At 65.0% G+C, this 19,746-nt stretch carries 21 protein-coding genes; 9 read left to right on the top strand and 12 right to left on the bottom strand.

Annotation, left to right across the window (positions count from 1 at the left end):
* The first annotated feature begins 472 nt into the window (after window positions 1-472).
* Complete coding sequence (locus tag L1O03_RS06420; protein WP_236118625.1) at window positions 473-1,123, top strand: 50S ribosomal protein L25/general stress protein Ctc; 651 nt, start codon at window positions 473-475, stop codon at window positions 1,121-1,123.
* A 70-nt stretch (window positions 1,124-1,193) separates the two neighbouring features.
* Window positions 1,194-1,739, top strand: a complete 546-nt coding sequence (pth, locus tag L1O03_RS06415; protein ID WP_236118624.1) for an aminoacyl-tRNA hydrolase — start codon at window positions 1,194-1,196, stop codon at window positions 1,737-1,739.
* A 15-nt stretch (window positions 1,740-1,754) separates the two neighbouring features.
* Here the strand turns inward: pth (L1O03_RS06415) and L1O03_RS06410 are convergent, their stop codons facing one another.
* A complete protein-coding gene (locus L1O03_RS06410; protein WP_236118623.1) occupies window positions 1,755-2,411 on the bottom strand; it encodes a hypothetical protein in 657 nt (218 codons plus the stop codon).
* A 189-nt stretch (window positions 2,412-2,600) separates the two neighbouring features.
* Between L1O03_RS06410 and L1O03_RS06405 the strand changes: the two genes are divergently transcribed.
* On the top strand, window positions 2,601-3,440 hold the full coding sequence (locus tag L1O03_RS06405; protein WP_236118622.1) for a fumarylacetoacetate hydrolase family protein: 840 nt from the start codon (window positions 2,601-2,603) through the stop codon (window positions 3,438-3,440).
* Window positions 3,441-3,541: 101 nt separating this feature from the next.
* Window positions 3,542-4,303: a CDP-alcohol phosphatidyltransferase family protein gene (locus L1O03_RS06400; protein WP_236118621.1), complete on the top strand. Its 762-nt coding sequence runs from the start codon at window positions 3,542-3,544 to the stop codon at window positions 4,301-4,303.
* Here the strand turns inward: L1O03_RS06400 and L1O03_RS06395 are convergent.
* The 6 genes from L1O03_RS06395 to L1O03_RS06375 all read right to left on the bottom strand — a co-directional run bounded on the left by L1O03_RS06395 (window position 4,287) and on the right by L1O03_RS06375 (window position 10,041).
* Entirely contained in the window at window positions 4,287-5,264 is a 978-nt protein-coding gene (locus L1O03_RS06395) for a hypothetical protein (RefSeq protein ID WP_236118620.1), read from the bottom strand. The two genes, L1O03_RS06400 and L1O03_RS06395, sit on opposite strands and share 17 nt — an antisense overlap.
* Window positions 5,265-5,379: 115 nt before the next feature.
* Window positions 5,380-6,900, bottom strand: coding sequence for a cellulase family glycosylhydrolase (locus tag L1O03_RS06390; protein WP_236118619.1), 1,521 nt, complete (start codon window positions 6,898-6,900; stop codon window positions 5,380-5,382).
* Window positions 6,901-6,972: 72 nt separating this feature from the next.
* Window positions 6,973-7,215 carry a DUF6767 domain-containing protein gene (locus L1O03_RS11605; protein WP_338026132.1) on the bottom strand — a complete coding sequence of 81 codons (243 nt, stop codon included), beginning with the start codon at window positions 7,213-7,215 and terminating at the stop codon, window positions 6,973-6,975.
* The gene (locus tag L1O03_RS06385; RefSeq protein WP_236119215.1) at window positions 7,209-7,409 is read right to left on the bottom strand and encodes a hypothetical protein; all 201 of its coding nucleotides are present in this window, start codon (window positions 7,407-7,409) and stop codon (window positions 7,209-7,211) included. Before L1O03_RS06385 ends, L1O03_RS11605 begins: the two co-directional genes overlap by 7 nt.
* Window positions 7,406-8,851, bottom strand: coding sequence for a glyceraldehyde-3-phosphate dehydrogenase (locus L1O03_RS06380; protein WP_236118618.1), 1,446 nt, complete (start codon window positions 8,849-8,851; stop codon window positions 7,406-7,408). Before L1O03_RS06380 ends, L1O03_RS06385 begins: the two co-directional genes overlap by 4 nt.
* Window positions 8,852-8,961: 110 nt before the next feature.
* Window positions 8,962-10,041, bottom strand: coding sequence for an NAD(P)H-dependent flavin oxidoreductase (locus tag L1O03_RS06375; RefSeq protein WP_236118617.1), 1,080 nt, complete (start codon window positions 10,039-10,041; stop codon window positions 8,962-8,964).
* A gap of 27 nt (window positions 10,042-10,068) precedes the next feature.
* Between L1O03_RS06375 and pth (L1O03_RS06370) the strand changes: the two genes are divergently transcribed.
* The 3 genes from pth (L1O03_RS06370) to L1O03_RS06360 all read left to right on the top strand — a co-directional run bounded on the left by pth (L1O03_RS06370) (window position 10,069) and on the right by L1O03_RS06360 (window position 13,155).
* The gene (gene pth / locus L1O03_RS06370) at window positions 10,069-10,743 is read left to right on the top strand and encodes an aminoacyl-tRNA hydrolase (RefSeq protein ID WP_420830309.1); all 675 of its coding nucleotides are present in this window, start codon (window positions 10,069-10,071) and stop codon (window positions 10,741-10,743) included.
* 24 nt (window positions 10,744-10,767) lie between these two features.
* The gene (locus L1O03_RS06365) at window positions 10,768-12,402 is read left to right on the top strand and encodes a peptide chain release factor 3 (RefSeq protein WP_236118616.1); all 1,635 of its coding nucleotides are present in this window, start codon (window positions 10,768-10,770) and stop codon (window positions 12,400-12,402) included.
* A 213-nt stretch (window positions 12,403-12,615) separates the two neighbouring features.
* Window positions 12,616-13,155, top strand: coding sequence for a TetR/AcrR family transcriptional regulator (locus tag L1O03_RS06360; protein ID WP_236118615.1), 540 nt, complete (start codon window positions 12,616-12,618; stop codon window positions 13,153-13,155).
* 18 nt (window positions 13,156-13,173) lie between these two features.
* On the opposite strand, the gene L1O03_RS06355 is transcribed toward L1O03_RS06360, so the two are convergent.
* Complete coding sequence (locus L1O03_RS06355; protein WP_236118614.1) at window positions 13,174-14,241, bottom strand: enoyl-CoA hydratase/isomerase family protein; 1,068 nt, start codon at window positions 14,239-14,241, stop codon at window positions 13,174-13,176.
* A gap of 59 nt (window positions 14,242-14,300) precedes the next feature.
* Between L1O03_RS06355 and L1O03_RS06350 the strand changes: the two genes are divergently transcribed.
* Entirely contained in the window at window positions 14,301-15,125 is an 825-nt protein-coding gene (locus tag L1O03_RS06350) for a Cof-type HAD-IIB family hydrolase (protein ID WP_236118613.1), read from the top strand.
* Between the two features lie 19 nt (window positions 15,126-15,144).
* On the opposite strand, the gene ppk2 is transcribed toward L1O03_RS06350, so the two are convergent.
* The 3 genes from ppk2 to L1O03_RS06335 all read right to left on the bottom strand — a co-directional run bounded on the left by ppk2 (window position 15,145) and on the right by L1O03_RS06335 (window position 17,521).
* Window positions 15,145-16,059 carry a polyphosphate kinase 2 gene (ppk2, locus tag L1O03_RS06345; protein WP_236118612.1) on the bottom strand — a complete coding sequence of 305 codons (915 nt, stop codon included), beginning with the start codon at window positions 16,057-16,059 and terminating at the stop codon, window positions 15,145-15,147.
* Window positions 16,060-16,399: 340 nt separating this feature from the next.
* A complete protein-coding gene (locus L1O03_RS06340; RefSeq protein WP_236118611.1) occupies window positions 16,400-17,065 on the bottom strand; it encodes a hypothetical protein in 666 nt (221 codons plus the stop codon).
* Between the two features lie 126 nt (window positions 17,066-17,191).
* Window positions 17,192-17,521 (bottom strand): putative quinol monooxygenase, encoded by a 330-nt coding sequence (locus tag L1O03_RS06335; RefSeq protein ID WP_236118610.1) that lies wholly within the window; start codon window positions 17,519-17,521, stop codon window positions 17,192-17,194.
* Window positions 17,522-17,673: 152 nt separating this feature from the next.
* Here L1O03_RS06335 and L1O03_RS06330 point away from each other — a divergent pair, with 152 nt between their 5' ends.
* Window positions 17,674-17,856, top strand: coding sequence for a hypothetical protein (locus L1O03_RS06330; protein ID WP_236118609.1), 183 nt, complete (start codon window positions 17,674-17,676; stop codon window positions 17,854-17,856).
* A gap of 30 nt (window positions 17,857-17,886) precedes the next feature.
* Here the strand turns inward: L1O03_RS06330 and L1O03_RS06325 are convergent, their stop codons facing one another.
* Window positions 17,887-19,683 (bottom strand): ABC-F family ATP-binding cassette domain-containing protein, encoded by a 1,797-nt coding sequence (locus L1O03_RS06325; protein ID WP_236118608.1) that lies wholly within the window; start codon window positions 19,681-19,683, stop codon window positions 17,887-17,889.
* Window positions 19,684-19,746 lie beyond the last annotated feature (63 nt).

Here is a 19,746-nt window from a genome sequence, read left to right as displayed (position 1 = left end):
GATGTTACCTAAGAAGAATGTGAGATGGGAGGGAAACACTCTTATCTCCAATTTTTGCGATATAAAGAAAACAGTCACGGGGAGCCATTTCCCTGCCACATCGCCCCCTCCCCTGCATCACCCCAGCGTAAGACACCTTCCCCCCGTCAGACCGCACAATAGTGATACCTTATTTTCTTACCCCCCAAAAAGGTTGGCCAGCGAACGGCCGTTCTCTTTGCGCGCATTCAGCTAAGGGAACACTCAACGTTCTATTGACTACAACCTTTTGGAGTCTGCGCTGATCAGTGCTAGAATTCCACAGGTCTCGGCGAGGGCGCCGCCCACACGGACGGTAGCCGTTATCGACGCGATGGTAGTCACTGCTTTCAGCCTGCGACGACTCGACGGGAGTTCGGCCGCAGGCTGTTGTCATGTCAAGCGCGGCCGAGAATGCACGAACGTACTCGACTTCTCCAAGGAGATTCACTTCATGGCTAAGTACCCCACTCTTCAGGCCGCTGAGCGCACGGAGTTCGGCAAGGGCGCTGCTCGTCGCCTGCGTCGTGACTGGAAGGTTCCGGCCGTCATTTACGGACCGGAGACCGAGCCGATCCACATCGCTGTGGACATTCTCGAGTTCACCTCTATCGTCCGCAACAACGGTTCCAACGCCGTCATCGAGATCGAGGTCGCGGGCGACAAGCACCTCACCATGGTCAAGCACATCGACCAGAACGTGCTGACCCTGGACATCGACCACGCCGACCTCCTCGCCATCAAGCGCGGCGAGAAGGTTGAGGTTGAGGTTCCGATCGTCCTCGAGGGCGAGCCCGAGGCCGGCACCATCGCCATCCAGGACGCCGACGTCCTCCTCGTTGAGGCCGACGTCCTCAACATTCCGGAAGAGATCACCGTCTCCATCGAGGGCAAGGAAGTCAACACCGTTATCACCGCGGCCGACGTCCAGATGCCGGGCGACGTGACCCTCGTCGCCGACCCGGAGACCGTCATCGCCTCCGTCACCTACCCGGAGCCCGAGGAAGACGAGGATGCCGAGGAGGAGGCCGCCGCCGAGGCCGACGCCACCGACGCGTCCGAGGTCGAGGCCACCGAAGAGTCCTCCGAGTCCGAGGAGTCCTAAGCCTCCCCCACTCCGTGACAGAACGCCCCGCCCCGGCGGGGCTTTTCTGCTGTCTGGATACAATGTCTCCGTGCCCGCAGAGACCGCTCTCATTATTGGATTAGGTAACCCCGGCCCCCGCTATGCCGAGATCCGACACAACCTCGGCGCCATGGCCCTCGAGGAGCTCCTCAGCCGGAGCCCGGGCGCCCGGCTCAGTAGCCATCGTCGAACCAACACCGATATCGCACAGTTCAGACTCTCCCCCGGCGGGCCGGCCGTCGTCGCCGCACGTCTACGCTGCCCTATGAATCTCTCCGGAGGACCGACGAAGGCACTGTGTTCCTTCTTCCATGTTGAACCCACGCGGCTTTTTGTTATTCACGATGAGCTTGAAGCCCCCTTCGGCTCCGTTGCCCTTCGGCCGGGCGGCGGCGATCATGGGCACAACGGGCTGAAATCGATTAGCTCATCGCTGAAAACTCGCGCGTACGTGCGGGTCTCCCTAGGAATAGGCCGCCCGCCCGGGCGGATGGACCCGGCACGATTCGTGCTCCAGGCCTTCTCACGCTCCGAGCGGGCGGACCTTCCCATTATCTGCGCTGATGCCGCCGACGCCATTGAGGCGGCACTCTAGACCCACGCAGAGTCTTTACTTGCCGATGGTCTCCTTGACCCAGTCGGCAACGTTCGCGACGTCCTCAGCGGAGGTGCTCTTCTCGGTGACGAGCTCGACGAAGCCGACGAGCTTGCCGTCACGCAGGACCGCAGCGCCGCTGTCCTTCGCGGTCTCCAGCTTCATCTGCTCCGGCTGCTGGAACCAGCTCAGCCAGGCGTTGTGGCCCTCGATGCTGATCGGGCTCACGCCGACGGAGAGCAGCTTGTTGATGCCCTCTTCACCGTTGAACGCGGCAACCTCGAGCTTCTCGCCCTTCTCCGGGGCCTTGGTGTCGAGCTCGACAGGCTTCACGCGCTGGATCGGCGAAGCGAAGTGGACGAGCATAGCCTGGCTCTCGTCCGGAGCGCGATCGGTGACCTCGGTGCGGTCGATCTCCACGGAGTCGTGGGAGTCACCGGTGCCGAACTTAGCGTTGGCGCAGCTGAGCGGGCCGTCGTAGGTCAGCGCCCACTGGGAGTCCACGAGGACGGCGGAGCAGACCTGGTTGCCCTCGGAGTCGGTCAGGCCAACGATGCCCGGGTTGTCGGACTTGGGGCCACCAACGGCCGCGTGGGCCATCGGAGCCATCAGGCCAGCAGAGAGAGCCGCACCCGCGATGACGGAGGCAGCAAGCTTACGTCCCTTCACCATGTACATGGTCCTTTCTAATCATTTTGCTTGGCTCAGATTTATACCTTTGCCAAGCTGAGAACTGGTAACGGTTTTCATTATGGGGAGGACCCCCTCGCCTCGCAACCCCAGGCACCGTCAGATAGCAGGGCTCACGACCTGCACGTATCCTGTAAAGATCCAGGTAGATACCGACCGAAAGGATATATTGTGAGATTAGTCACTTTCAGAAATGTCGAGGGTACGACGTCCGCGGCCCGCGTAGAGAACCCCGATGCGCTGACGCTCACGCCCATCCCCGGCGTCCAGGATGTGGGCGAGCTGCTTCGCCGCCCCGATTGGCGGGAGCTCGCCGCCGCGGCGGAGGGCAACGAGGTGAGCGTCGAGCCCACAGACCTCGCCCCCGTGATCCCCCACCCGGACAAGATCATCTGCGTGGGGCTCAATTACGCCAACCATATTCGCGAAATGGGGCGGACTTTGCCCGAGGTTCCCACGTTGTTTATTAAATTTGCCGAGGCGCTCACCGGCCCCTTCGATGAGGTCAGCATTGCCCCCTGGGCGCAATCAGCGATGGATTGGGAGGGTGAGCTCGCGGTGATTATGGGGCGCGATGCCCGCCGCGTATCAAAGTCCGATGCGGAGGACTATATCGCCGGCTACGCGGTCATTAATGATTGCACCCAGCGGGACTTCCAGAATCGTACGCTGCAGTGGCATCAGGGAAAGTCATTGGAAAAGACAGCGGGTTTTGGTCCCTGGCTCACCACCTCCGAGGAGTGGCAACCCGGCGGGCAGCTGCGCACCGAGCTCAATGGGGAGGAAGTCCAGTCCTCCCCCACCCACGACCTGGTGTTTGATCCGGCCACCCTCGTGGAGTTCATCAGTCACCTCTATCCGCTCCGCGCAGGCGATGTCATCGCGACGGGCACCCCCGGCGGCGTCGGCCACGCGCGCACCCCGGCGCGCTACCTCGCGGATGGTGACCGTGTTCGCATTAGCATCGAAGGCCTAGGTAGCATCCATAATTCCTTCAGGTTCGAGAGCTAAACCTCCTCTGATGGCTGCACTCGCGGAGGCAAACGCCTAATATCCATGAAAGATTATCGCTGAGTGCAGCAAGACATATCGTCAACCAGAGAAAGTGCATCGTGACTACACCCACCCCCACCCGTCAGGAGAAGCTCAAGGCCTGGGCAGTTCACGCCTTTACGCTGAGCGGTCTGGTCTGGCTCACGTTCGCTCTCTTCGCTCTCCTCGATGGAAACCTGCGAATGATGTGGCTATGGCTCGGCATCGCGATGATTGTTGATGGTGTCGACGGCAGCATGGCGCGCGCCTACCGCGTGCGGGAGATCATCCCGTGGTTCAACGGGACGGTCGTGGACCACGTCGTCGACTACCTCACCTGGACCGCCGTCCCGGCACTCTTCATCGCCCTCCACCTGCCGGTGGGTCCGAAGCCGCTCGGAATGCTCTTCGTGGTCATCATCCTCGTGTCCTCGTGCTTCTGCTATGGCAATGACCTTGCCAAGTCGACGGACCACTACTTCGTCGGCTTCCCGGCCGCGTGGAATGTGGTGGCCGTCCTGCTCTGGGTGTGGCACGCCCCCATGCTGGTGTGTATCGCGGCGGTGCTCATCTTCAGCGTCCTCACGCTCGTGCCCCTGCACTACACGCACCCCTTCCGGGTGGTCAAGCACCGCAGCCGCAACATCGTGCTCACCTTCGTGTGGGTGATCACCACCGGCGTGCTCGTCTACCTCACCCCGGATAGTGCCCCCACCACCATCACGGACCCCGAGGTCATCACGCTCATCGTCGTGAACATCGCGGCGGGCGCGTGGCTGCTCCTCCCCGGATTCCTCCGCACCCTTCACGAGCACCGGAAGAACGCTAAGCAGGCTGCTTAGGCAGATGTGAGAAGCGGTAATCCACGTAGCGATCGCGGCACCACCGGAGGAATTCCACCGCGATCGCGCCCACGATGAGCAGCCCCACCACGATATTGACCCACAGCGGGTAGCCACGGCCGTTCATCCAGAAATACACATAGGGGGACATAAAGGTCACAATGGTGATGACGAGGCCCACCATTCTTCGAAGAATCGTCCTCCCGGCGAACATTTCAATGATTCCCCATGTATAGGGAATGGCCGTCGTGATATCGATGCTCCAGAGAATCCACACTTTCCCGTGGAAACCCGGAACTAAGATCACCGGCAACGCGCGCAGCGAGGAATAAATGAAAACAATGAGGTAGGCAACGACCTTCGGGTTATACAGAATCCGACGGATCCGGTTGCGCTCAATGAGCCGCGTCCCCACCCGCCGGGCGGCGGCCAGGGCTCGGCGCTGCATGATGAGCGTGTCCGCACCGTGCAGAAGCTCCTTGAGCGCCTGCTGCTGCTTCGGACTCCCCTGGGACCAGCGTTCCATGAGGTGAAGCGGAGAGACGGCGACGGGGATTCGCCCGTCGCGGGAGCCATCGGCGTCCTCCCCGACTCCCACCCGCTCAATGAGGTCCTCGCCCAGAATGGACATCGCTGCGCGGAGTTCCTCCGGGGTGAGAGCAGACAGCCACACGGCGTGCCGGGCGCTCGCCGCCTGGCGCAGCGAGGTTCCCAGCGCCACGGCGACGTCGTCGAGATCAAAGAAGCTCTCCGGGGTGGAGTAGATGAGGGTCCGAAGCGTATCGACCACCGCGACGTTCTTAGCACTGAGGTCACCCAGGCGGTTGAGCCCGGAGATGTCCAGCACCTTCTGTGCATCGAGCGCGTGCTCGTGGACAAAGGGTAAGTCCAGGACCGAGCCCAGGGTCAGCGCCTTTTCTGTTAGCGACTGGCGTCGGTCGATTCGCCTCGTTTTCTTCACAACCACCACAGTGCCACAGAATCTGGGCCCTGTGCCCCGCCGGAGCTGGGAAAATCCTAAAAATTCCCTGCCCTCGGGGAGAGGACAGGGAACACAGGCACACAGCTCAGGGGACTTAGGCCATCGGGGCGACGGTCACCGTCACCGGCCCCTCACCATCCGAGGCCACGAGGACCCGACCCGACTCCTCATTACGGACCACATGGCCGCCCTCCACGGTGAGGCGATAGCCCTCCGGGAAGTTCACCGTGGGGACCACGAGCTCAGAGACGGAGCCCGCCGCAAACGTCCCCGTGCCGTCGACGCGATCCGCCGTCCACGAGGCCCGGTACGTGCGCGAGGCCGAATCCCAGGTGGTCTCCGTCGGGGTGCCGGCCGCCGCTCGAAGATGCGGCGCCGCGAGGATGGAGAGCTTCTCCTGATTGACGGCATCGCAGGTCACGGGGCCGGGGACCTGGGGATCTGCGACGATCCCCTGCTGGAGCTGGTTCTGGGTCGTGGGGTCATTACACCCGCAGTAGGACCAGTACTGCCAGCCCACCATGTGCTGGCGGGCCAGGCCCGTCACGCCCTCGAGGGTGGCGCGGTCATCGGTGGCCCCGAACTCGCTGAGCAGGGTGGCCGAGTGCTGATCCTGGGCCACGGCCTCGGCATTGGCGAAGGTCTGCCCGTCCGGGATCTGGCACCCGATATAGGAGTTGAACAGCGCATTCGAGGTGCAGTACACGTGCCAGCTCAGCGCCGTGTTCGTGGCCGCGGGGGCAGCCGGGCGGGTGTTGAAGCCCTGGTTCCACATAGAGTAGGGCTCGTAGTGGATGATCGCCTCGGGGTAGGCCGTGGTCACCGCCGCCGACACCTTCTGGTGCAGGGCATTGAGGTGATCGAGGGCCGGCCCGCAGTGCCCGCCGCTTAAGTAGCAGATCGGGAAAGCCGAGCCCGGCCACGGCTCGTTGAGAATGTCAAAGCCCATGATGCCCGGCTCATCGCGGAAGGCCTCGGCCACGTGCCCCCACATCGCGGCGTATCGCTCCTGAAGGCCGACGCCACCGGGGCCCTCCCGGTCAGCGAGGAAGTTATCGTAGGCGCGGAGCAAGCCGACATTGAGCACCTGGTTAGTGGGGAAACCCACCTGGAGGAGGCTCGGCACGCCGTCGTCAATGACAGCCCAATCCGGGGCGAATTCTCCCTGGAAGCGCTCGTTGTACATGTCCTGGTGGGCGTCGAGGAGAGTCACGATGCCGCGGTCCGCCAGGATACGCACCGTGTGGCGCAGCGACTCGATGTACGCCTCGTCATACACGCCGGGTTCGGGCTCGACGGCCTTCCACAGCAAGCCCAGGCGCACGGAGTCAAAGCCCTGCGCGGCCAGCCAGTCGGCGTCATCCTCGTTGAAGCCGCCGGCCTCGGGGGTGTAGGGCGCGTGCTTGTACACCATGTTCACGCCGGCGGTGAGGAAAGCACGCCCCTCGCCATCGGCGTACCAGCGTCCGTGCTGGCTCAGTCGGCCCAGCTCAGTGATGCTGGGGTGGGTCTCAGTGACCGTCCCGGCCTGCGCGGCCGGCGTCACCAGTGGGCTTGCGCCCATGAGGGCGCACACGCCGAGTGCCGCCAGCACCCGGCCCATCTTCTTCGTCATGAGCTGAGCATAAGCTGTGCAGACTCTGGACGACGAGTCAGCTGAATATGATTACCAAGAATGTGCCAAACATCACGGGTGCCGACGGCGGTCCCGATCGCGCTGGCGGTGCTCGCGATTCATCTGCTGCATGCGCTCACGAAGATCGGGATCATCCATGACGAGGGCCACGAGCTGACAGTCCTCCGGGCCAGAGGTGCCAGGTTGACACGCCGTGCAGGGCTCCCCATAGCGGATGGGACACCGCGGCTGGGGAGTCCTCCTCGTCCGGCTCTTCCGGGGCGTCTGGCCCTGCCAACCCTCCCGGCTCACCATTTCCGCGCCCTCTTCAGCTCGCGCGGAAGATTCATGTCGTCGCGCTCCCACGCCCCCGAGCGTGCGAGGCGCTGATAAACCACGGGGCAGTTAATGCACCGCGGATTCTTCCGACAACAGGTGGACTTGAGCTTGAGGCCAAGGGGGTTCTCCTTGACCTTCACGGCGCTCTTCTTGCGGTTCTTCCTACTCACAACTCCGACGGGCTTTCCCGGCGCGGCAGCACAATCGGCCGCGCTCCAGCGACTTCCTCGACGATACGGATGACCTGGTTAGAATACCCAAACTCGTTGTCGTACCACACATAGAGGACGAGGTGCGTGCCCGAGGCGATGGTGGCGAGCCCGTCAACCACGCCCGCGTGGGTGGAGCCGACGAAGTCCGTCGACACAACGTCCGGGGAGTTGATGTAGCTGATCTGCTGGCGCAGGTCGGAGTGGAGGGAGACCTTGCGGAGGTAGTTGTTCACCTCGTCGCGGTCCACCTCCTTCTCCGTCTCCAGGTTGAGCACCGCCATGGACACGTCCGGGGTGGGGACGCGGATGGCGTTGCCGGTGAGCTTGCCTTCGAACTCGGGCAGCGCCTTGGAGACGGCCTTGGCGGCACCCGTCTCGGTGAGCACCATGTTGAGCCCGGCGGCGCGGCCCCGGCGCGGGCCCTTGTGATAGTTATCGATGAGGTTCTGGTCATTGGTGAAGGAGTGCACCGTCTCCACGTGCCCGTGGCGCACGCCGTAGCGGTCATTGATGACCTTGAGCACCGGCGTGATGCCGTTCGTGGTGCAGGAGGCCGCGGTGATGATGGTGTCCTCGTCGGTGATGTCCGTGTGATTGATCCCGTAGACCACGTTGCGCAGGTCCCCCTTGCCCGGCGCCGTGAGAACCACGCGGTCCACGCCGGTGGACTTGAGGTGCTGGCTCAGCCCCTCGCGATCACGCCAGCGGCCGGTGTTGTCGACGACGATGGCGTCGTGAATCCCATACTCGGTGTAGTCGACGCTCGCGGGGTCATTGGAGTAAATCACCTGGATCGGGGTGCCGTTGGCCCAGATGATGTTCTTCTCCTCATCCACCGTGATGGTGCCGTCGAAGGCGCCGTGGACGGAGTCACGCCGCAGGAGCGAGGCCCGCTTGATGATGTCCCCCTCGCCCTTGCTCCGGACGACGATCGCGCGCAGCCGGACGCCGCCATATGCTGCCTCGCGGGCGATGAGGATGCGGGCCAGCAGGCGGCCAATGCGGCCGAAACCGTAGAGGACGACGTCCCGCGAGGGGCGATCCTTCGTGCCGCCGATGACCGGCTTGAGCTCCTCCTCCAGGTACGCGCGGAGGTCCGTGTTCTCCGGGTTGCGGTGGAAGTTCGTGGCCAGCCGGCCGATGTCGATGCTCGCGGTGCCCAGGTCCATGGTGCTGAGCTCACGGACGATCGGCAGGGTCTGGGAGATCGGCAGCGGCTTCTCCGTAATGCGGCGGGCGTAGCGGTGGGACTTAATGATGTCGATGGCCGTCACGTCCAGCAGCAGACGACCGAAAATCGAGGTCACCACGTTGCGCTCGCGGTGAAGGGCGCTGATGAGCGGCAGCATTTCCTCTGCCAGGGTCAGTTTCTCATTCCAGTCGGAGCTGGGCTGGGACATGGGGAGTCTCCTCAGGGCTAAACGAGCCGGTCAAGACCGGGCACACGGGTGGGTTGAACCACCCGCCAGCCTAACCCAGAACCCACATTTATCGGCTGTGCGAGCCCTTCTTATCCGCCATTCGGGGGTGACATGAGTGCCCGGACAATCTCCCCCGCCGGTTTTTCCTCCGCCAGGGTGCAGAAGCGCCCCGCCAGGCAATAGGCCCAGCGGTCATCGCCGCGCTCTGCCGCCGACGCCCGCAGCGACCCCAGGAGCGCATTGAGGGCGGGGTAGATCGGCGGTATCGCGGGGTCGGGGTGCGTCCGGCAGTAATCCGTGCACAGACCCCGGGCCCAGCGACCAGAAAAGGCACGGGTGCTGAGCGTCGGTTCCACGGGGTCCTGCCCCGCCGCTGTGTGTTCTGCCGCGGCCGCGGCCAGGAGGCGCCGATTCGCCGCCGAGGTTCCCGCTTCCTCGCTGAGAAGGAACGCAGAACCGGCTGCGACGGCCAGGACGCCTGGCCAGGACAGCGCCTCGGCGATGCGCTCCGGGGTTCCCAGGCCTCCCGCCACGATGAGTGGGACGCCCGGGTGGGCGTCGGCAATAACTGCTGTGAGCTGCGGGAGCGGGCGGGCATCCGGGGTGTCCTCCACCTGCCAGACGCCGCGATGACCGCCGGCGTCGGGGCCTTGGACGATGAGGCCGTCGACGCCACGCCGCACGGCCTCCGCCGCCTCCGCCTCGCAGGTGACCGTGCACCACGCTTCGATTCCCCGGGCGTGCAGGGTGCGGATCTCTTCTTCCCGGAAGCAGCCGAAGGTGGAGCTGGCGATCGCGGGTGGGTGCTTCGCCTCGAGGATGGCTCTGAATTTCTCCTCCCAGCCGTTGCTGAGGTCCGGCTCGGGAAGCGGCGGGAGGGGAAGGCCGTACTCCTCAAAGCCTGGGCGCAGTTCCTCGCGGACGGCCTCCATCGCCGCCGGATCTGGAGCCGTTTCCTGTGGGGCGAAGAGGTTCACCCCATAGGGCAGCTGCTCGCCCTCCGTCATCTGCGCGAGGCTCTCGCGCGCGGCCTCGGGGCTCATCGTCCCGAGCGCGAGGAACCCCAGTCCGCCGGCCTGCGAGACCGCGCGGGCCAGCTCAGGAGTGGAAGGGCCGCCCGCCATCGGGGCGGCAACGAGAGGATAGTGACACGTCTTCAACACACTCATGGAACCACTATATGGAAGGATGAGACCGTGCGCGATCGTTCTTTCTTTTCACGTTGGCTTCATCGACTGCGTTCCTCCGAGCGCCCCACCCCGGCGCGCCGCGAGGCGCTGAGCACCGAGACCCTCGAGGCCGAGGGGGTGTCCTGGCTGGTCGTGGGCCTGGGAAATCCGGGGCCGCGCTATGAGGCCACCCGGCACAACGTGGGCGCCATGGCCATCGACGATCTGCTGGCCGTCAACGGCGACCTCCTCCGCCCCGTCTCGGGTCTGCCGTGCCAGGTGGCGCGCGTCGAGTGGGACGGGGTGCCTGTTCTCCTCGTGCGGCCCACGACGTTCATGAACAACTCCGGCGAGGCGATCGGCCCGCTCGCCCGGGCGCTCGGGGTTCCTGCGGAACGGGTCATCGTCGCGCATGATGAGCTTGATCTCCCCTTCGGCACGGTCAAGCTCAAGCAGGGGGGCAATGAGAATGGGCATAACGGGTTGAAGTCGACGAGCGGTGCGCTCGGCACCCGGGATTACCTGCGGATCCGGATCGGCATCGGGCGCCCGCCGCGCGGCACCTCCGTGCCGGATTACGTGCTCGGGCCCGTCGATTCTGGGGCCACCCTCGACGAGCTCATCGCCCGCGCCGCCGAGGGCGCCCGCCTCATCGTCACCGAGGGGCTTGCCAAAGCCCAAAACCGTATTCACTCCCGCTAAAGCGCTCCGTTTATTCTGATAGCCATGAGTTCAACCACCGAGGAAGCAGCCCGCCGCCGCACATTCGCCGTCATCGCCCACCCCGACGCCGGTAAGTCCACGCTCACCGAGGCGCTGGCCCTCCACGCCCACGTCATTTCCGAGGCCGGCGCCGTCCACGGCAAGGCCGGCCGCAAGTCCACCGTCTCCGACTGGATGGAGATGGAAAAGGACCGCGGGATTTCCATCGCTTCCTCGGCGCTCCAGTTCGAGTACGCCCCCGAGGGCCACGAGGGCGAGCCCTACATGATCAACCTCGTCGACACCCCCGGACACGCCGACTTCTCCGAGGACACCTACCGCGTGCTCACCGCCGTCGACGCCGCGGTCATGCTCATCGACGCCGCGAAGGGCCTTGAGCCGCAGACCCTCAAGCTCTTCCGCGTGTGCAAGGCCAGGGGGCTTCCCATCATCACGGTGATGAACAAGTGGGACCGGCCGGGCCGCGAGCCCCTGGAGCTCGTGGATGAGATCGTCTCCGAGATCGGCCTCCAGCCCACACCCCTCTTCTGGCCGGTGGGTGAGGCCGGCGACTTCCGGGGGCTCGCCCGCATCGACGAGGAGGGTGAGGCCGCCGAGTACATCCACTTCATCCGCACGGCCGGCGGCTCCACCATCGCGCCGGAGGAGCACTACTCCCCCGACGAGGCCGCCGAGCGCGAGGCCGAGGCCTGGGACACGGCCGTCGAGGAGGCGGAGCTTCTCGCCGCCGACGGCGCCCTCCATGACCAGGAGCTCTTCGAGGCGTGCGAAACCTCGCCCGTGATCTTCGCCTCCGCCATGCTGAACTTTGGTGTGCACCAGATCCTCGACACCCTGTGCACCCTCGCCCCCGCCCCGGCGGGCCGAGACTCCGACCCGGCCGCCCTCGAGGCCTCCACCACCGCTATGGATGAGCGCCGCGACCCGGGTGATGAGTTCTCCGGCGTCGTCTTCAAAGTCCAGGCGGGCATGGACCGCAAGCACCGCGATACCCTCGCCTTCATGCGCGTCGTGTCCGGAGAGTTCGACCGCGGCATGCAGGTGACCCACGCGCAATCGGGGCGGAGCTTCTCCTCAAAGTACGCCCTCACCGTGTTCGGGCGCACCCGCTCGACCGTCGAGACCGCCTACCCAGGGGATATCGTCGGGCTCGTCAACGCCGGCTCCCTCGCCCCGGGGGACACCATCTACTCTGGCCGCAAGGTGCAGTACCCGCCCATGCCGCAGTTCGCACCGGAGCACTTCCGCACGCTGCGCGCGACGTCGCTCGGCAAGTACAAGCAATTCCGTAAGGCCCTCGAGCAGCTCGACTCCGAGGGCGTCGTCCAGATCCTGCGCAACGACGCCCGCGGCGATGCCAACCCGGTCATGGCGGCCGTCGGCCCCATGCAGTTCGAAGTGATGCAAGCCCGCATGGAGAATGAGTACAACGTCGAAACGGAGACGGCCCCCGTGCCCTACTCCGTCGCCCGCAAGACCGACGCCGCCACCGCGCCAAAGCTCGCCCGGCAGCGCGGCGTCGAGATCTTCACGCGCACCGATGGGGAGCTCATCGCCCTCTTCGGTGACAAATGGCGTTTGCAATTCATCCAGAAGGAGAACCCGGACTTCGTCCTCGAGCCGCTCGTGGCGGACTAGGCCATCCTTCGAGAAATGCGCCCTCACCCGCTGATTCCTTGGCGGTGGGGGCGCCGCCGCCCTGAAGCTTCGGCCTTCACAGTTTGGCAGATTGAACAAAAGTTCGTTGGGTGCTACATTCCACCTAAGCCTTCAGACGAGCTGCGCTAGCACCAAGGGAGTTGACACATGTCTGGTCTACGGGAAATTCGCAAAGCACAAACGCGGAGCGCCTTGGCCAGATCTGCTGCACAAATTGCGCTCGAGCACGGAACCTCCCAGCTGACCGTCGCAGCCATCGCGGAGGGTGCGGGGGTTTCGACGCGCACCTTCCACAACTATTTCCCCTCCCGGGAGGAAGCCCTCCTCTTCTTCATCATCGAGCAGGTGGAACGCCTGGCGGAGGAAATTGAGCACCTGCCCCAGGGGCTCGGCCTCCTGGAGATCAGTGAGCGGCTCACCATCATCACCCTCGATGCCGACGGCCCGGCGCGTCTCCCCCACCTGTTCCGTCTGTCGGAGATGCTCCGCGAAAAGGAGCCGGGCCGGGAATACGGCGATGCGGAGGAGATCCTCCGCCCCCTCATCACCGCGCTCATGCCGCGGGCACACAAGCTCGGCTTCCGCTCGGATGACCTCACCCTCGCGGTGCGGCTCGTGGCCGGGGCCATCGCCTTCGCGCTCCAGCGATACGAGGACCTCCCCCACCCCCGCGACCCCGAGATGGGCGAGTTCATGATCCACAACGCCCTCGGGGTCATCCGACGGCTCTAATCCCCCCTTAAGCCCCTCTTAACGCTTCGCTGCGACCACCTCGCGCCACGCTGCGGCGTCGACCTCCTCCGGGGCGGAGGGCTCAAAGGCAGCCTGCCGATCCTTATCAACGAGGACGGCCCGCACCCCCTCAGCGAAGTCATGGGTCCTCAGGAGGCGCTTCCCCACGGCCCACTCGGCCCAGATGGCCTCATGGAGGGAGTCCGCCTCGGCGTTATGGGCAAAGACCTCCGCGGTGGCGACGAGGGAGCTCGGGCTCGCAGAGGCGCAGAGCGTGCGCACGGCCTCGCGGAACTCCTCGTTGCTCGACTCCTCCACCGCCTGGGAGATGGCCGCCCAGCCGCGCTCGGAGAAGCAGCGCTTGATCTCCGGGTACCAGGCCTCCAGCTGGGAGGGCTCCTCCTGGTTCACCCGGAAACGCTCGAGGGCAGCCTCCACCCCGTCCGCAATGAGGGCGTCCGCGAAAGCATCCACGTCCTCGCTGCGGATGAGGTCCGTCGCGAGCCCCGACCACACGGCGTCGGCGACCTTCACATGCCAGCCGGTGAGGCCCAGGAAGGCGGCCAGCGCCGCCGAGGGCTCGCCCTTCTTCCCCACCATGTGGGCCAAGGCCCAGGTCATCCCCACATCCGTGACATAGCCGATGGCCATCTCCGGCATGGCGGCCAGCACCTTCTCCGTCACCACCCGGTGCGAGCCGTGCGCCGATACCCCCAAGCCACCGCCCATAACGATGCCATCGATGAGCGCCACGTAGGGCTTAGGGAAGGAGGCGATGGCCTCATTCATCCGGTATTCCTCCTCGAAGAAGCCATCCACGGCCTCGCCGTTCCCCTCGAGGATGCCCTCACGGGCGAAGCGGACGTCCCCGCCCGCGCAGAAGGCCTTCGGGGAAGAAGAACGAACGAGCACCTGCGTGACCCGCGGGTCATCCCGCCATTCCTCGAGCGCCGCACTAATCGCGGAGATCATCTCCGGGTTGAGGCTATTGAGCGCCTTGGGGCGGTTGAGTTCGAGGACTCCGGTAGTGTTTTCGATGGACGCGCGCACGGTCGCGTCGTCGTGCGTGTGATCGTGGTTACTCATGGGTGCCAGTATGGCACAGGGGCCGCGCGCCCGTCAGGAACTCGGAGCTGGAGGAGAGCATGGATTATCGGTTGATCGCCTGCGACATGGACGGCACTCTGCTCGACGGCGAAGGCCGGCTCCCCTCGGGTTTCGACGCCCTCTACCAGCGGCTTCATGAGGCTGGGATCATCTTCACCCCGGCGAGCGGCCGGCAGCTCGCCACCTTGCAGGACATGTTCGGGTACTGCGGGGAGGACATGAGCTACCTGGCGGAAAACGGGAGCGTGGTGGTGGCCCGCGGGGAGATCAGCTCGATTACCCCCTTCTCCCCGGGCGGCGGGCGGGCCCTCCTCCGGGCGGTGGAGGAGCATTGGGCCGAAGGCGGCCGCGACCTCGATATTGTCATCTGCACCCCGCACTGCGCGTACGTGCGCACGGAGAACATCGCTGGCCGTGAGGAGATCGCGAAGTACTACCACAACCTCGAGCACGTGGAGGACCTCTCCGCCACGATCGGGGAGGACCTCATCAAGGTGGCGATCTACACCCGCACCAACGCCGAGAACCACATCGATGTCCTCCGGGCGGCCGTCGAGCAGGGCCTCGGGCAGGGTGAGGAGGCGCGGGCGGTCGTCAGCGGCGCCCACTGGATTGACGTGATGAACCCCCGGGCCAACAAGGGCCGGGGGCTCGCCGAGCTGCGGGAGGCACTGGGGGTGCCGGCCGCGCAGACGATGGCCTTCGGGGACTACCTCAATGACCTCGAACTCCTCGAGGAGGCCGGCTGCGCGTGGGCCATGGCTAATGCCCACCCGGCTATCAAGGAGGCAGCCGATCACCTGGCCCCCTCCTGCGAGGAGGCCGGCGTCATCCGCGTGCTCGAGGACGTTTACGGGCTCTAAGGTTGTGGGGCTCAGCGCCCTAGGACTTCTTTGACTTCTTCGCGGACTTCTTTGCCTTCTTCGCCTTCTTCTCGGCCTTCTCTGCCTTCAGCCGGTCTTTCTCCAGCGCGGCTGCGACGTCGGGAACATAGCGGAACTCCTCGCGCGGCGGGCGCTCATAGTTCTCGACGCTATCCGGGCGATCAGGGATTTCCGGCAGCGGGCGATCGATCTTCTCGTAGGGGATCGTCGAGAGCAGATGATTGATGACGTTGATGCGGGAGCGCTTCTTGTCTTCGCTCTCGACGGTGTACCAGGGCGCCGAGGGGATGTCGGTGTGAATGAACATCTCATCCTTGGCCCGCGAGTAGTCCTCCCACCGGGTGATGGACTGCAGGTCCATGGGCGAGAGCTTCCACCGGCGCAGCGGATCATTGAGGCGGGAACGGAAGCGGTTGATCTGCTCCTCATCGGAGACGGAGAACCAGTACTTGCGCAGCATGATGCCGTCTTCCACGAGGAGGCGCTCGAAGATCGGCGCCTGGTGAAGGAAGCGGCGGTACTCCTGGGAGGTGCAGAAGCCCATCACCCGTTCCACCCCGGCGCGGTTGTACCAGGAGCGGTCGAAGATGACGATCTCACCGGCGGTGGGCAGCCGCTCCACGTAGCGCTGGAAGTACCACTGGCCCTGCTCGCGGGAGTTCGGGGCCGGGAGAGCCTCAATGCGGCACGTGCGGGGGTTGAGGTACTGGGTGATGCGCTTGATCGCCGAGCCCTTCCCCGCGGCGTCGCGCCCCTCCATGATGATGACGAGGCGCGCGCCCGTCTCCACGACCCACTGCTGCATATCGACGAGCTCCGCCTGCAGCCGGCGCAGCTCCTTCTCATAGGCCTTCTTGGAGAGTTTGGGCGGCGTCGTGGCGTGGGCGTCGTGCTCGGAGTTCTTCTTAGCCATGCTTCAAAGTCTAGCGACGAAAGCCCTCCACCCCCGCGCTACCCCTTCTACCCTGGACTTTTGTATTCAATTGAAGATATCATTGTTGCACCAACCACTGTATCATTCCCCTGTTATGGAAAGAAGGAGCCATCATGGCTGACCTCGCCCTCTCTATCACCTTCGGCTGGTGGGACAACGCCATCGAGCTGATCTGGAACACCTTCGAGACCTCCCTGAGCGCCGCGGGTTCCATCGCTGACCTCTCCTTCTAAGAGAAGACAGCACTCAAGCCCCTGGGTTCGCATCCTCGGATGCCCCAGGGGCTGAGCTCTGCCGTGAGTGCGTTGCTGAGGGGGTATCACCCGGGCCAGATCATCTTCCACACGCCCATGAGGATGAGCAACACTCCCACCCCGTAGCCGGCGCTAAGCGTCATCTGCTGCGGGCGCTCCTTCATCCAGGCGAAGGCCTTACCCACGAGGCTGCGGGGCCGACGGCGCACCACACCCACACACACCGCGCTGAGAGTGGGCAGGCTGAGGGCAAGGCTGGCGTAGAGAATGACCCACGCGTATTGGGCGCCGCGCGGGAGACCCGTCGCGGCCAACTCAATGAGGCCAAGGAAGAAGGGTGCCGACGTCACCGACTGCACCAGACCGAGGACGAGCCCCGTTGCCACAGTGAGCGGCCCGGGCCGGCGGAGAGGAACGAGGATCTTCTCGATGAGCGCGTCGTTTGTCCCACCCCACGCGGTAAGCCCCGCGATGAGCAGGCCAGCCAGCGCAATGACCAGCCCAAACGTCCAGGATTCCGCGAAAGCCACCACCCAGGCCCCGAGGCTTTGGAACACAAGCAGGGAAAGCAGGGCGAGGCTGAACACCCCCAGCCAGTCCCCAGAAATGAGTAACGCAGCCGTCTTTCGGTAGGGGCCGCGGGGCGGGATCATCACTCCTAAGGCGACGACAACTCCAATGAGAAGGACATTGATGGAGTCGACGAGAGCAAAGGAGGCTGCGTGAATCACGGTCTACCAATCTACCTGGACGCGTCGATCCCCTGGCCGCCGGGGCGGGCCCGACGCGGCCAGGGGATCAAGGGAATCGAGGAGGCGACGCCGCGGGACGCCGCCGAAAACAGGTGAGCGTAGCGCCTAGTTCGACTCCACCTGGAACTCCGCCATGCGGTCCCACTCGGTCTTGCCCTCGATGAGGGTGTTGATGATCTGCGGGGTCTCGGTGAGGATCTGCGGGAAGAGCTCCGTGGCGGCCTGGAAGTGATCGCTGGAGACGTGGGCCTCCGCGGCGTCATCGTGGAAGGCCTCGAGGAGGATGTACTCCGAGGGGTCATCGGTGTTGCGCGCCCATTCGAAGAAGATGTTGCCCTCCTCCGCGCGGGAGGCAGCGGTGAACTCCTCAACCTTCTCACGGAAGTTCTCGAGGTACTCGGGCTTCGGACGGAAACGAACGTTGATGAGAATCATGTCCCCCACCCTACCTGGCACACCATTGCCTCCACATGGGGGTAGTCAAAAGTGACCGTCGATGCCACTGATACCCCTGCCTGTGGCACTCTGGGGAGCCCTGGCACCCTGGTGCCGTCGAGACCCCACTCACCCAGCAGAAAGGCATACACATGCGCACCCGCACTTTCCTCATCCTCGCCGGCCTGTTGGTGCTGGCGTCGGCGGGGTGCTGGGTGGCGGACAATGAGTTGGCCACAGTGGTTTTCCTTGTGCCGGCGGCCATTTGCTTCATCATCGCGTACAGCAGCCTGCGGAAAGAGACGCGCAATCAGCAGATTGACCCGCAGGATTAGGCCGCTGAGAGAGCTAAGAAGGCTAGGAAGCTAGCCCTCGAGCTGGGATTCCAGCTCGAGCCACTCGTCCTCCAACTCCGCATAGTCCGCCCGCAGGCCCTGAAGGGACGCGTTGAGCTCCTGGAGCCCCTCATAGTCCGAGGGGTCGTGGGCGGCCATGTCCTTCTCCACGGCGGCAATCTTCTTTTCGATTTTCTGCATGCGGCGCTCGACGGCCGCGACGTCTTTGCGCACTGCCCAGCGGTCAGAGCCGCTCAGCCCGGAGGAGGGCTGCTCAGCGGGTGCGCTCTCCGAGGAGGCGGCGGAGGCGCCCTGCTTCGATTCCTCCTCGCGGAGGCGCAGGTATTCGTCGACGCCGCCCGGGACGTGGCGCAGCGTGTGATCGATGATGGCGTACTGCTGATCCGTGACGCGTTCGATGAGGTAGCGGTCATGCGAAATGACCAGCAGGGTGCCCGGCCAGGAATCCAGGAGGTCCTCCATGGCGGCCAGCATGTCGGAGTCCACGTCGTTGGTGGGCTCGTCCAGCGCGATGACGTTGGGCTCATCCATGAGGAGCAGGAGCAGCTGGAGGCGTCGCTTCTGGCCGCCGGAGAGGTCCTCGACCCGGGCCGAGAGGTGGGCGCGCTCGAAGCCCAGGCGCTCCAGCAGCTGGGTGGGGCTGAGCTCCTTGCCCTCGACGGTGAAGCTCGTGCGGTAGCGGGCGAGGACGTCGCGGACGAGGTCATCCCCGATGTCCTTCAGCTGCGAAAACTGCTGGTCCAGGAAGCCCATCTTCACGGTCTTGCCGTGCTTCACCCGCCCGGAGGTGGGCTCGATCTCCCCCGCGATGAGCCGGAGGAGGGTGGATTTGCCCGCGCCATTGGCGCCGAGGATGCCGGTGCGCTCGCCCGGCGCGATGCGCCAGGTGATGTCACGCAGCACCTCCGTCTCCCCGTAGCACACGCCGGCGCCCTCGAGGTTGACCACCTCTTTGCCCAGGCGAGACACGGCGAGCCGCTGGAGTTCGAGAGAGTTACGCACCGGCGGGACGTCGGCGATAAGGCGGTTCGCCGCCTCGATGCGGAACTTCGGCTTGGAAGTTCGGGCTGGTGCCCCGCGACGCAGCCATGCGAGCTCCTTGCGCATGAGGTTCTGACGCTTCTGCTCGGCCTGGGCGGCCTGGCGGTCGCGCTCCACGCGCTGCAGCACGTAGGCCGCGTATCCGCCCTCAAAGGGCTCGACGATCCCATCGTGGACTTCCCAGGTTTCGGTGCAGACCTCGTCGAGGAACCAGCGGTCGTGGGTGATGACGACGAGCCCACCATGCTGCGGGGGCCAGCGCTTCTTCAGATGCGCGGCGAGCCAGGAGATGCCCTCGACGTCGAGGTGGTTGGTGGGCTCGTCCAGCGCGATGAGGTCCCACTCCCCGATGAGCAGACGCGCGAGGGCCACGCGGCGGCGCTGGCCGCCGGAGAGCTCCCCCACCGTGACGTCCCAGGGCACATCGGCGACGAGCCCGCGGATGATGTCCCGGATGCCGGCGTCCCCCGCCCACTCGTGGTCCTCGCGATCCCCGACGATGGCGGTTTTCACGCTGAGGTCGTCGTCAAAGGAATCCCGCTGCCCGAGCACGCCGAAGCGCAGCCCGTTGCGGGTGGTGACGCGGCCGGATTGGTACTCGACGTCGCCGGAGAGAATGCCGAGGAGGCTCGACTTGCCGTCGCCATTGCGGCCGACGATGCCGATGCGATCGCCCTCCTCGATGCCGAGGCTCACTGCGTCGAATACCACCTTCGTGGGGTATTCGAGGTGTACCGATTCCACACCCAGCAGCGGGGTTGCCATCCATGTCCTCCTTGGTTGTTGCTCTCTCAGTTCGGCGGGGTGGTCCGGGGCGGCCGGCGCCCT

The organism is Corynebacterium uropygiale, assembly GCF_021568315.1.
Taxonomy (GTDB): domain Bacteria; phylum Actinomycetota; class Actinomycetes; order Mycobacteriales; family Mycobacteriaceae; genus Corynebacterium; species Corynebacterium uropygiale.
This window is presented reverse-complemented; position numbering and strand designations above follow the sequence as displayed.